11 protein-coding genes are annotated in these 11,693 nt (G+C 27.8%); 7 read left to right on the top strand and 4 right to left on the bottom strand.

The window, feature by feature from the left end; genetic code table 11:
- Positions 1–695: 695 nt before the first annotated feature.
- Complete coding sequence (locus tag Q0J69_RS10420) at positions 696–1,193, bottom strand: hypothetical protein (RefSeq protein WP_297207120.1); 498 nt, start codon at positions 1,191–1,193, stop codon at positions 696–698.
- A gap of 556 nt (positions 1,194–1,749) precedes the next feature.
- On the opposite strand from Q0J69_RS10420, the gene proC reads away from it, so the two are divergent.
- From proC to galT, 3 genes are all read left to right on the top strand, one after another.
- The gene (proC, locus tag Q0J69_RS10415) at positions 1,750–2,541 is read left to right on the top strand and encodes a pyrroline-5-carboxylate reductase (RefSeq protein ID WP_297207117.1); all 792 of its coding nucleotides are present in this window, start codon (positions 1,750–1,752) and stop codon (positions 2,539–2,541) included.
- Positions 2,542–2,680: 139 nt separating this feature from the next.
- Positions 2,681–3,043, top strand: a complete 363-nt coding sequence (locus Q0J69_RS10410) for a response regulator (protein WP_012670232.1) — start codon at positions 2,681–2,683, stop codon at positions 3,041–3,043.
- Positions 3,044–3,052: 9 nt separating this feature from the next.
- The gene (gene galT, locus Q0J69_RS10405; protein ID WP_297207115.1) at positions 3,053–4,054 is read left to right on the top strand and encodes a galactose-1-phosphate uridylyltransferase; all 1,002 of its coding nucleotides are present in this window, start codon (positions 3,053–3,055) and stop codon (positions 4,052–4,054) included.
- Here galT and proB read toward each other — a convergent pair.
- Together proB and Q0J69_RS10395 are read right to left on the bottom strand one after the other, a co-directional pair.
- Positions 4,049–5,194 (bottom strand): glutamate 5-kinase, encoded by a 1,146-nt coding sequence (gene proB, locus Q0J69_RS10400; protein WP_297207113.1) that lies wholly within the window; start codon positions 5,192–5,194, stop codon positions 4,049–4,051. The genes galT and proB overlap by 6 nt on opposite strands.
- A gap of 56 nt (positions 5,195–5,250) precedes the next feature.
- On the bottom strand, positions 5,251–6,474 hold the full coding sequence (locus Q0J69_RS10395) for a hypothetical protein (RefSeq protein ID WP_297207125.1): 1,224 nt from the start codon (positions 6,472–6,474) through the stop codon (positions 5,251–5,253).
- Between the two features lie 281 nt (positions 6,475–6,755).
- On the opposite strand from Q0J69_RS10395, the gene Q0J69_RS10390 reads away from it, so the two are divergent.
- The 4 genes from Q0J69_RS10390 (at position 6,756) to Q0J69_RS10375 (ending at position 10,730) form a co-directional block, all read left to right on the top strand.
- Entirely contained in the window at positions 6,756–7,583 is an 828-nt protein-coding gene (locus Q0J69_RS10390) for an ankyrin repeat domain-containing protein (RefSeq protein WP_297207111.1), read from the top strand.
- A gap of 20 nt (positions 7,584–7,603) precedes the next feature.
- A complete protein-coding gene (locus tag Q0J69_RS10385; protein WP_297207109.1) occupies positions 7,604–8,434 on the top strand; it encodes a PD-(D/E)XK nuclease family protein in 831 nt (276 codons plus the stop codon).
- An 85-nt stretch (positions 8,435–8,519) separates the two neighbouring features.
- Entirely contained in the window at positions 8,520–9,800 is a 1,281-nt protein-coding gene (locus tag Q0J69_RS10380) for a GNAT family N-acetyltransferase (protein ID WP_297207107.1), read from the top strand.
- Between the two features lie 87 nt (positions 9,801–9,887).
- Positions 9,888–10,730 (top strand): Rpn family recombination-promoting nuclease/putative transposase, encoded by an 843-nt coding sequence (locus Q0J69_RS10375; RefSeq protein WP_297207105.1) that lies wholly within the window; start codon positions 9,888–9,890, stop codon positions 10,728–10,730.
- 128 nt (positions 10,731–10,858) lie between these two features.
- Here the strand turns inward: Q0J69_RS10375 and Q0J69_RS10370 are convergent, their stop codons facing one another.
- Positions 10,859–11,650, bottom strand: coding sequence for a hypothetical protein (locus Q0J69_RS10370; RefSeq protein WP_297207103.1), 792 nt, complete (start codon positions 11,648–11,650; stop codon positions 10,859–10,861).
- Positions 11,651–11,693: the final 43 nt, after the last annotated feature.

The following is an 11,693-nucleotide window of genomic DNA, read 5'->3' as shown; positions in this document are numbered from 1 at the left end:
TTTGAATTTGATTACATTCCCCACCCTTTAGGTTTAAAATCTAATTTGTTATTTCAGCATTATTTTTCTTTTTAGTTGGAAATAGTTATGGCACTGCCCACCCAAGAATTTTTTAAATTTATAGTTAACTAACCGTACGCTTAATTAATTTTTTATTATGAATGAATTGAGTAGGATAATTTTATCTATGTATGAAGCAGTATTAACCGTGCGTTAAATAAAGTTTTTATTTACTTACATTCCCCACCCTTTAGGTTTAAAATCTAATTTGTTATTTCAGCATTATTTTTCTTTTTAGTTAGAAATAGTTATGGCACTGCCCACCCAAGTATTTTTTTAATTTTTTACAAATTTACCGCACGTTTGATTAATGTTGATTATGAATGAATTGATGATGAGAATTTTGTATATGTATGAAACTTTATTTCCGTGCGTTGCATGATAAAATAAAAAACCCCTTCACTTGAGAAACAAGCAAAGGGGGCACAGTATTATATTATTCAATCAAACCCATTAGGATATTATGAAGGCTTGAATAAATATATTGGCATAAATGTAATTTTTAATAAGTAAGCATTATAAGCTTAAAAATAATAGTTTTTATGTTATAATGTGTCAGGGTAACGGGTATATAGAGGCGGAGTAACTCCTACCCCTATATACTCTACAAACGTAAAAACTATATTTAATAGAAATTAAGCCTTAGCAAATTTGATATATACTTGAACATCTTTAGGATTATAGCCATCACCTGATACAGTTATAGTAACTATAACTTGGTTGTACTTACCATTACCAAGTCCATCTATCTTTGTTGCTCCATCACCGCTAATAGTTAATTGAGCTCCATCGTAACTAAAATGGTCTTTTGTTAATACAGCATCTGCATTATTTGAATCAGTATCTCCAGAATCTTTTTCTACAGATTTAATTGTATATTTTAAATTTTTTATACCATCTGGTACAATAGTGAATGTTAAAGGCTTATTAACAGCAGTATTCGCAGTAGCATTATTAAAATCTAAAGGACTACTTGTATCAGTTCCAGCACTAGGTGTTATACTAGTAATATTTTTATTTTGTGTTGTTGAGCTTCCTCCATTAGTTGGATCTGTGGTTTTTTTGTTGCAGCTCACGCCTAGTAATGATAAAGCCATTACCATTACGAAAATAGATAAAATCTTTTTGTTCATAAGTTGAACTCCTTTTAATAAATTTTTTTATTATAAACATTATTTCTAATGCTTATTTCTGAGTTAATGGAATCAGAGCATTCCAGTATTATGTTAATTTTATTTCTTGAAATATTATTTAATGTTTTAGAATATACTTTGCTTAGTATAACAATTAATTTATGCAACACAAAAAGAGATTGCAGAGTTATTATAGTTAGTATTATGTTAGGCTTGTTTTTGTGATTAGAATGTTTTTTATTGTTTAAAGAATTGTTATGAGTGCTGAGTGCTGAGTGCTGAGTGCTGAGTGCTGAGTTTCAGCTGTATGAATATTTATAGCGTTTATTAATAAGTTTTTCATGCCTTTATGATAGGCTCTTTTATATTTTATGTCAATATTTTCTTTACATTTTTTTATTATTTTTTTTAATTTTTTTACTTCAATATTGAAAACATATATATAAGATAAATTTATTTTAATCACTTTGCAATTTATATAGTTTTTATTATAATATTTTTTAATTTCTATATTTGTAAATAATTATATTTATTATTATTTATGAAGGAGTTTTATATGATTATAGGTTTTATTGGTGCTGGAGCTATGGGCGGAGCTTTGATAGAAGGTTTTATAAAATCAGGAATAGAGTATAACAATATCATAGCAAGCGTAAAAACAATGGAGAAAAAAGATTATCTTGAGAAGAACTTAGGCATAAAAGTATATACTGACAATAGAAAGGTTGCTAGTGAAGCTGATATATTATTTATAGCAGTTAAGCCTTATATGGTTACTGCTGTTGCTGCTGAAATATCATCTTCTATTAAAGTAGGGGCTAGTATAGTAAGCGTTGCTGCTTCTGTAAGCAAGAGGGATTTAGCAAGGATGTTTAATGGAAGCCGTATTGTAAGGATAATGCCAAATACTCCTGTAAAAACTTGTAATGGTTTTATATCCGTTGTAGAGGCAGAAAATAAAGTTGTTCAGAATGGCGTTGTGGAATTATTAAAGCGTGTAGGTATGGTTAAGGTTGTAACAGAAGAACAGATACATGCTTATAATGCTATGGCTGGATGTTCGCCTGCATTTATGTATGTATTAATAGAAGCTATGAGTGATGCTGGGGTTTTAATGGGTATAGACAGAAAGACATCTATAGAAATGGCTGCTCAGGTTTTTAAGGGTGCTGGTGCTATGGTTTTAGAGTCTGGAAAGCATCCTGCACAGTTAAAGGATGGAGTATGCACACCAGGGGGACTTACAATTAAAGGTGTAGAAGTATTAGAAGAAAAAGGACTTAGAAGCGGTATTATAGAAAGTATTGCTGCAAGCTATAGAGCTTCTATAGAAAGTGAGAAAAAATAAATGTTTAATAATACTAATCTTACATATATTTTGAATTTTTTATTAATGAGGTAATAGAATTCAAAATAAAAAAATTCTGTTTGACTTTTTTAACTCAATCATTATAATATTAATATAAGATATATGAAGGAGCATTTATATGCCTAAAAAGACAATATTAGTTTTAGATGATGAAAAGAGCATTAGAACTCTTTTTGAAGAAGAGTTTAAAGATGAGGGATATGATGTCGTATCCACTGATAGTGGAGAGGAAGCCTTAGAAATGCTTGATAAAGGTACTCCTCATATTGATTTGATAACATTAGATATAAAAATGCCTAAAATGGATGGATTAGATTTTTTAGCTAAGGTTAGAGAAAAGCATAGAGAGTTACCTATTATAATATGTACCGCATATAACAATTACAGACATGAGTTTTCAGTTTGGAATGCTGACGGATATATATTAAAATCTGGAAATCTTACAGAAATTAAAGACAAAATAAAAAGACTTATAGGTTGATATTTTTTTATGCCGCATATTCGCAAAGATCCCGTAACTAAGCAGTCAGTAATTATATCAGCAGAAAGAACTGGAAGACCTAGTGATTATGTTAATATTAATCAAAGACACATAGAAAATTCAGAACTTAGCTGTCCTTTTTGCAGAGGGCATGAGATGAAAACTCCAGACTCTGTTTATACAGTATATGCAGAGCAGGAGGAGATATGGCAGGTTAGGATAGTACCAAATAAATATCCTATAATATCCGAAACCCATGAAAATGAACTTCCAAAAGAAAACAGCCTTTTCTGTGCCAGCAGTTCAAAAGGATTTCATGATGTTATTATAGAGCATCCTAATCATTATTTTAATTTCTATCATGCTGAGGCAGAAGATTTTTTTTATATATTCAAAGCTGTTATTAAAAGGCTTAAAGATTTGGGAAAAAATAAGGATATGCTCTATAGCTTATATTTTAAAAACTTCGGACCTGAAGCAGGAGCAAGTTTATCCCACTCGCATTCTCAAATAATAACAACTCCATTTATTCCAATGCAGATGCTTGATGAAATTAATGGTTCATTAGAATATTATAATGAAAAAAATAGATGTGTGTATTGTGATATAATTGATGAAGAAAAAAGGCTTAATGATAGGGTTATATGCGAAAATGATAATTTTATTGCTGTTTGTCCTTTTGCATCTAGATCGCCTTATCAAATATATATAATGCCTAAACAGCATTCGGCAAGTATTGTGAATGTTTCAAGTATGAATATTTTAGATTTTGCTGATATATTAAAAAATATATTTGACAGATTATATAAAGTTCTTGGAGAAGTCAGTTTTAATTATGTACTTCATACATTACTTTCTGCACTTGAGGTTAAATTTAAATATTCAAGCCATTGGTTTTTAGATATAATGCCGAAAATGAGCAAATTAGCAGGTTATGAGCTTGGAAGCGGCGTATTTATTAATTCAATAACTCCAGAAGATGCAGCCGAGCAGCTTAGAAATGCATTATAGTATTACTATATGATCTCTTGTAATTACAGCATCATAATTTTTATAGCCCAGTATCTTTAATATATCATCAGAATGATGTCCTATGATTTTTTGAACATCATCAGAGTTATAATTTATTATTCCTCTTGCGAACTCATTTCCATCTTCATCTACAATACTTACTATATCGCCTTTTTTGAAAGTATTAATTACTTTTATTAAACCTATAGGAAGAATACTAGACTCTTTTTCAAGCACTGCTTTTTTGGCACCAGAATTAACAACTAATTTTCCTATTATAGTTGTAGCATAAGCAATCCATCTCTTTTTAGTAGAAAGCTCATCTGTTTCTTCTACAGGATAGAATATTGTTTTATCTTTAGTTTCGAATATATCATTGAGTACATTAGGTTTTTTTCCATTAGCTATGAATAAAGCACATCCTGATCTAGTAACTATTTTTGCAGCCTGAAGTTTGGTTTTCATGCCTCCTCTGCCGCCTTTAGAAGCATCAAGACCTAAGTTTTCTATATCTTTAGTAACTTCAAATACTTCATGTATAAAATTGGCATTAGGATTGGTTTTAGGATTATCATCATAAAGCCCATTTATATCAGAAAGTATTATAAGCAAATCAGCATCTAATTCGCTTGCAACAAGGGCAGAAAGTTTATCATTATCAGAAAAACTTATCTGAGTAACATCGTAAATATGTTTAAGTTCATCGCTTGATACAGTATCATTTTCATTTATTATAGGTACAACTTTATATTTTAACAGCATGCTAAGTGTTGAATGAAGATTTAGATATCTTCTTCTATTAGAAAAATCTTCTTCTGTAAGCAGTATTTGAGCTGTAACTATATCAAATTTTGAGAATCCGTCTTCATATATAGACATTAATTGGGATTGTCCTATAGCAGCACAAGCCTGTTTTAATGCAACTTCATCCAAGTCCTGAACATTAATTTTTTTAGCACCAAGACCAACAGCTCCAGAAGTAACTATCAATACCTCTTTTCCCATTCTATGAAACTTTGATATAGCCTCTATAAAAGAATATATTCTAGCTAAAGATATATATCCCTCATCATTTCTCAAAACATTAGTACCAAATTTGAATACTATTCTTTTTATATTATTTAAATCTATTTTTTTCATGCGAATTATTATAAATGATATAATAAAAAAATAAAGTTATAATTTATGATTTTTATCTATTTATTTCCCCATACCCCGCCAAATTTAAAACTTAATCCTAAATAAAAGTCATTATCTACAGTATAATGTCCTCCGCCTCCTTCTTTGTATGAAATAACCCCTACTTGATATCTGTCCTCTAACTCATAATATTGATAATTGTTTTTGTATACAGGATCATAAGTGAAAGTATCTGAAATCATTATTTTAAAATCATCGGTTATATTAAATGTTATTCTTAAAAATGCTCTGTATTTAAGCTGATAAATGTCTTCTGCATCTGAATATATATTATTATCATGTATTCCGAAATGTGCTGTTATATCAAATTTCCATAATCTTCTAGCTTCAAAGAATATAAATCCGCTCATGCCGTAATAAGGTTTGCTGCCGTTAAAAGTTTGAATAGAAAAATCAGTATAGTATCCGTCATTAAAATGAGGTATGTTTGTGTTTTCTTGACCTGGAAAATATTCATTATAAACTCTTATGCCATGTCTGAACCAAAAACCTTCCAAACCCACTGTAAATCTTCCGTCTTTTCCATTTCTAAAATAGAAAAATGCATTTACACTGTCTCCCCATTCCTTAATAGGCTGAGAACCTATTTCTGTAACTATACCAGCTACACCCGTATTAATATAATCATTACTGTATGATATTTTAGCCATTAAACCTTTTGATGAATTTGCATCCAGCCCCATCTCCCCATTTACTAATCCTAAGCCTATAAATACACCAAAAAAATTAGCTTCTACCATTAAACCCGTATCATATCTAGGTATAAATTGTGTTTCATATCCTATAGGCATATCTCTAGGACCTGAAAGTACGGTTGCTTTATTGCTGCTTACTGTATGATAGTAAAATAATGTAGGGAAATATGAAGTTATAGGTATATTTTTAGTGTAAGGTTCTAATACACCTGCTCTTATTCCAATATATTTAAAGTTTACAAATATATTCATTTTAGAGAAATCAAATACAGGAGGAGACATATTTTTATAGAATCTTGCTTTATGAGATAATGGTTCATAGAATCTAGCATTGATATTTGCCTCTATTGATGCATATTTATATTCTTTTATATAGTGCAAATCTCCGTATAACAAAACTCCTAATGTATCTTCATTGCCAGTTTGCTCTATTAAATCACTCATTCTTCCATAAGCTACTAATTCTAAAGAAGCTGATAATTGCCCATATCTTTTTATATTATTTGTATTTGTTGTCTGGGACATTAATGTACTGAATATTGTACATAATAATATTAATACAATATGTATTTTGGAACTAGTAAACATAATATATACCTCAATAATATTTTGTCATAATATATTTTATAATTATTAAAAAGTCAATTAATTTTAATATATTGTAATTAATTTGTATATATTGATAGTTTAATATTTAATAGATTGATATTAGGTTAATGAAAAAAATATTTTTGTATTATTGTATATTTTAAATTTTTATACTATAATTTATACTATGGTAATATTGTATTAAGGATATTTTGTTTATGTTAAAAAAATATGTTTCTGCTATATTATTTTTATTAAGCTTTGTTTTATATTCACAGGATTTGACTAATCAGGAAGTAAATAAAAGTACAGATAATGAATTTTTTACAGCTATAGATAATGGGGATATTAATAAAGTAAAAGAACTCATATCAAGCGGTATAGATATTAATAGTGTGAATGAAGAGGGATGGTCTGCTTTGCATTTAGCTGTAAAAGCTAATAATAGTGAAATAGTAAGGGAGTTATTATCTCATAAAAAAATAGATATGAACCCAAGACTTCCTGCAGACACTATATTTACTGAAGGAGATAATGTATGGTATGCTGACGGACAGACTCCTCTTTTGCTTGCTTCATACTATGGATATTCTGATATGGTATCTATGCTTTTAAATTATGGAGCTGATATACTTGCTAAAGATGATGTAGATGAGGCTATGGCTATACATATTGCTTCGGCAAGAGGATATACATCTGTAGTTACTGCTATATTGGATTCTAATTCTGCTAAAAATACTGGAAGAGATATAGTCAATATTGGCGACAATACAGGTACTACGCCTTTGATGTGGGCATCTATGAATAATCAGGTTTCTGTTATAGCTTTATTAATGAAATACAAATTAGATATTGATTTGCAGGATGATGACGGATGGACTGCATTGCATTTTGCTGTTGCTTCTGACAGCTACAGGGCTGTAGATATACTTTTAAGAAACGGTGCTGATGCAAATATATCTGATTTGGATGGCAAAAAGCCTTTAAATATATGCAATGATACCGATATTGAGGCACTTTTAAATAAATATACTTCTAGTAATTAGAATAAATATATTTTTATTTTATGGAAGCTAAAAAATTACAAAGATTTAGTGAATACAGTATGTCTACATATTTACTTTGTCCAAGAAAGTATAGGTACACATATATAGAAAAACCTTTTAAAAAACAGAAAAGAAGCGTAAATGTTTATTTTATTTTTGGGAATGCTGTACATTTAACATGCAAAGAATTTTATGAGCAAAGGGCAGAGGAACGTACTTTAGAAAATTTATATAATATATTTAGGAATGTGTGGAAAAGAAGCGGTATAAGAGCATTCTTTAACAGCCGTGAAGAAGAAAAAGAATTAGGTGAACGTGGTCTATATATGCTTTCTAATTTCTTTAATTCTTTTGGTCAGAAAGTGCCGTATAGAATGGAAAGCTATATGGAAAATAGGGTTAGGGATTATATTTTATTTGGGAGAATAGACAGAATAGATTTGTCAGCTGATGGAACACTTCAGATAGTAGATTATAAAACCACTAAATATTATGATGTAGTCGAAGACAATGAAGAGAGAGAAAGAAAGACTATACAGTTAAAATTATATGCATGCATTTTGGACGGACTTAAATGCAAGGTTACAAGCGGTTCTTATTATCATTTTGAAGATGATAAATTTGATACTGTAGAGTTTACTCCAGAATCTATCAATTATTTAAGAGAATGGTTTGATGAGATTGTTGATGATATAAGGTATGATAGGGTTTTTGAAAAGAAGATGGGCAGGCATTGTGAGTTTTGCGACTTTTTCAAACTTTGTCAGGGAAAAGAAGATGATATTGAAAATTTAGTTCTGCCTTCCGATGAGCTTTTTATTGCCAGCATAGAGAACTCTGATAATAATTGATAATTTGCTAAATTGACAATTATTAATATTTTTAGTATATTATTTCTACATTATTATATAAAGTATCAGAAATATAGGTAATTTTATGAGCAATCATAATAAAAAAGAAGATTCAAAAGAAAATATAATAAAGAAAAAGAAAAATAAATTCAGAATAAGATATTTAACATTAGAAGATTTGGATGATTTTAATAACCTTTTGAGATATGCATTTCAAGTAAGCAATAATGAACTTATAAATTTAGGGTATGAGGCTGATGAGATAAAACAGGCTAAATCTGCAGTACTTAGCAAAGCTAAAGTATTAGGATGGTTTGACGGAGAAAAATTAGCTTCACAAATAGCGGTATATCCTATGAAGATGAATATACATGGTGTTATATATAAGATGGCTGGTGTTACGGGGGTTGCTACATATCCTGAATATTCTAATTTGGGTCTTATGAATGACTTGATGATAAAAAGCATTGAGAACATGAAGAAGGAAGGACAGACTATATCAGTATTATATCCTTATTCTATACCTTTTTATAGAAGAAAGGGTTGGGAGATTATTTCGGATAAGATGAGTTTTGAGATTAAGGATACACAGCTTCCGAAAACTATAACTAATAGCGGAAGGGTAGAGCGTGTTGCTTTTGACAGCGAAGATTTGATAGAGCTTTACAATAAATTTTCTTATATTAGACATGGTGCTTTGATTCGAGGTGATTTAGAATGGGAGGAGTATTGGAGATGGGATGTAGATGATACGATAGTGGCAATATATTATGATGAAAAAGATGAGGCTAAAGGTTTTTTAGTTTATGTTATAGAAAATGATATTTTTCATATAAAGGAAATGGTTTATCTTAATTTTGAAGCTAGGCTTGGGCTTTGGAATTATATATCAGCTCATTTTTCTATGGTTGATAAGGTGCATGGTTATAATTATACCAATGAACCTATGGCATTTTTACTTGAAGATAGTGAAATAAAAGAAACTATAAGACCTTATATAATGGCTAGAATTACTGATGTTAAAGCATTCATAAATAATTATCCTTTTTTAAGAAAGCCGAAAAATAAAAAAATTAATTTAATAGTAAAAGATAATATGGCTAAATGGAATAATGGAAGTTTTTTGATTTATTGGGAGGAAAACAGAAATATTGTATGCAAAAGATTAAATAAAGAATATAAAAGAAATGGAAAAGACAGATATATTATAAAGATGAATATTCAAACTCTTACAACAATGCTTATGAGTTATAAAACACCTTCTTATTTGTATAAGATAGGAAGAATAGAATCAAGTATAAAAGGAATAAATTTTTTAGAATCTATCATACCAAAAGAACAGGTTTATTTCTCTGATTATTTTTAAGTTAATAATATTATTCTGTTTTGACAATTTATATTTATTTTAGTATAACATATATTATGTATAAAAATTAAATATTAAACAAATACATTGAATGATTATTTTATGCGTTATATGTTTGCAAAAGAGGGACATGAGCATATATTAAAAAATCTAATTAATTCTGTAAGAATAGACTCTAATCAAGAGCCTTTTGAATATATAGAAGTTTTGAATACTTTTAACTTAAAAGAAAATGTTTTTGATAAAGAAAGTATTGCAGATGTTAAAGCTAAAACTAAATCAGGCGAAACTATAATTATAGAAATACAAAGAATAGGCAACCATTCATTTATATACAGAAGTTTATACTATTGGGCTAAGAATTATTTTACAAATTTAAAATCTAAGGATATATATTCAGATTTGACACCTGTAATAAGTATTAATATTTTAGATTTTAACTTGATAAAAGACATAGATAAGCCTCATAGCTGTTATTTTATTAAAGAGTTAGAAACCAATCATATATTGACTAACCATTTAGAGCTTCATTTTTTAGAGCTTAGAAAATTTAGTAATTCTTATAATTTATATGAAGGTTTATCAGATTGGTTTGAGTTTTTAAATTCAAAAGATAAATTGGAGGATACTATGGAAATATTAGTAAAGAAAAACCCTATAATGAAAGAAGTATATGATGAGTATAATAAATTTGTTAATAGCAATGATTTATATAATGGCTATAGTAATTATGAAAGAGATTATTTTAATGTTCTAATGCTTAATGAGGAGCGTATAAAGGGCATAGAGGAAGGAATGAAAAAAGGTATAGAACAGGGTATAGAAAAAGAAAAATATTCTCTAGCTAGAAATATGAAGAATAAAAATATGGATTTAAATCTTATAAGCGAATTAACAGGGCTTAGTGTAGAAAAAATAGAAAAATTATAATATAAAAAATTTATATTTCTAGTTCTATTTAAAAATTATATAAACAATCATAATTTTGAAAAATATATTTTTTAGTTATTTGTCGCTCTCATATAGAATGCTGCTCTAATAATGTTGTAATCTAGCTTTTATAAATATGAATATGCTTTTATATAATGTGCTAATAAAAGAGAAATTATAAATGATGATAATATTATTATAGAAATTATAATAAACATTTTTATTGTTAATTTAAAGAAAACCGCTATTATAATAGAAGATATTATTAAAGATAAAATCAAAGATATTATATAACTAACATTTACAAATACAAATCTGCTCCAAGGATGCATAAACTTCGATGACATTATATTAAAAACTGAGAGTATTGCAGATGACAATAAAGAGTTTGATATACTTAATAAAATAATAATGTATTTATATTCATAAAATAAATACAATGCTATAAAAACTGATGCATAGACAAATGATATTAATAATATGTTTAAAATAGATTTAATACTAAAAAAGCGTTTATCTTCATTTATAAAAATTTTTTCTAATATAAAATATACTGTATTAGCTAGTATTATAGAAATAAAATTTATAATAGGAAAAAGTGCGTATATATAATTAAATACTGCTGCTTTATTAAAAACAATTTTTGTAATTAATATATATAAAATTAATGATATAACAAAACCGATAAAAGAAAATAGAGTTTTATTTTTAATTTCTTTCTTGTAATTTTTGAAAATATTAGTATAAACTGTACGGGAATTGATAAACATAAATACTGAAAAGAAACTAAATAAATATACGGCATTAAATATTATATTTATATTTAGTAATGCTGTTAAATTTATTAAAGCTGATATTAAAGAGATTATTAAATTAACTCTTCCTTTGTATTTATATATTGGAGATGCATATTTGTTCATAATATTATTATATATCTTTTTTCAAAATTAAATATTAGAATAT

It is taken from the genome of uncultured Brachyspira sp. (assembly GCF_944388875.1).
In the GTDB taxonomy this organism is placed as follows: domain Bacteria; phylum Spirochaetota; class Brachyspiria; order Brachyspirales; family Brachyspiraceae; genus Brachyspira.
This window is presented reverse-complemented; position numbering and strand designations above follow the sequence as displayed.

What these genes read in the sequence shown, in the direction of transcription:
- Q0J69_RS10420 (WP_297207120.1), bottom strand. Translation starts at nt 1,193, where the DNA reads ATGAACAAAAAGATTTTATCTATTTTCGTAATGGTAATGGCTTTATCA.
- proC (WP_297207117.1), top strand. Translation starts at nt 1,750, where the DNA reads ATGATTATAGGTTTTATTGGTGCTGGAGCTATGGGCGGAGCTTTGATA.
- Q0J69_RS10410 (WP_012670232.1), top strand. Translation starts at nt 2,681, where the DNA reads ATGCCTAAAAAGACAATATTAGTTTTAGATGATGAAAAGAGCATTAGA.
- galT (WP_297207115.1), top strand. Translation starts at nt 3,053, where the DNA reads ATGCCGCATATTCGCAAAGATCCCGTAACTAAGCAGTCAGTAATTATA.
- proB (WP_297207113.1), bottom strand. Translation starts at nt 5,194, where the DNA reads ATGAAAAAAATAGATTTAAATAATATAAAAAGAATAGTATTCAAATTT.
- Q0J69_RS10395 (WP_297207125.1), bottom strand. Translation starts at nt 6,474, where the DNA reads ATGTCCCAGACAACAAATACAAATAATATAAAAAGATATGGGCAATTA.
- Q0J69_RS10390 (WP_297207111.1), top strand. Translation starts at nt 6,756, where the DNA reads ATGTTAAAAAAATATGTTTCTGCTATATTATTTTTATTAAGCTTTGTT.
- Q0J69_RS10385 (WP_297207109.1), top strand. Translation starts at nt 7,604, where the DNA reads ATGGAAGCTAAAAAATTACAAAGATTTAGTGAATACAGTATGTCTACA.
- Q0J69_RS10380 (WP_297207107.1), top strand. Translation starts at nt 8,520, where the DNA reads ATGAGCAATCATAATAAAAAAGAAGATTCAAAAGAAAATATAATAAAG.
- Q0J69_RS10370 (WP_297207103.1), bottom strand. Translation starts at nt 11,650, where the DNA reads ATGAACAAATATGCATCTCCAATATATAAATACAAAGGAAGAGTTAAT.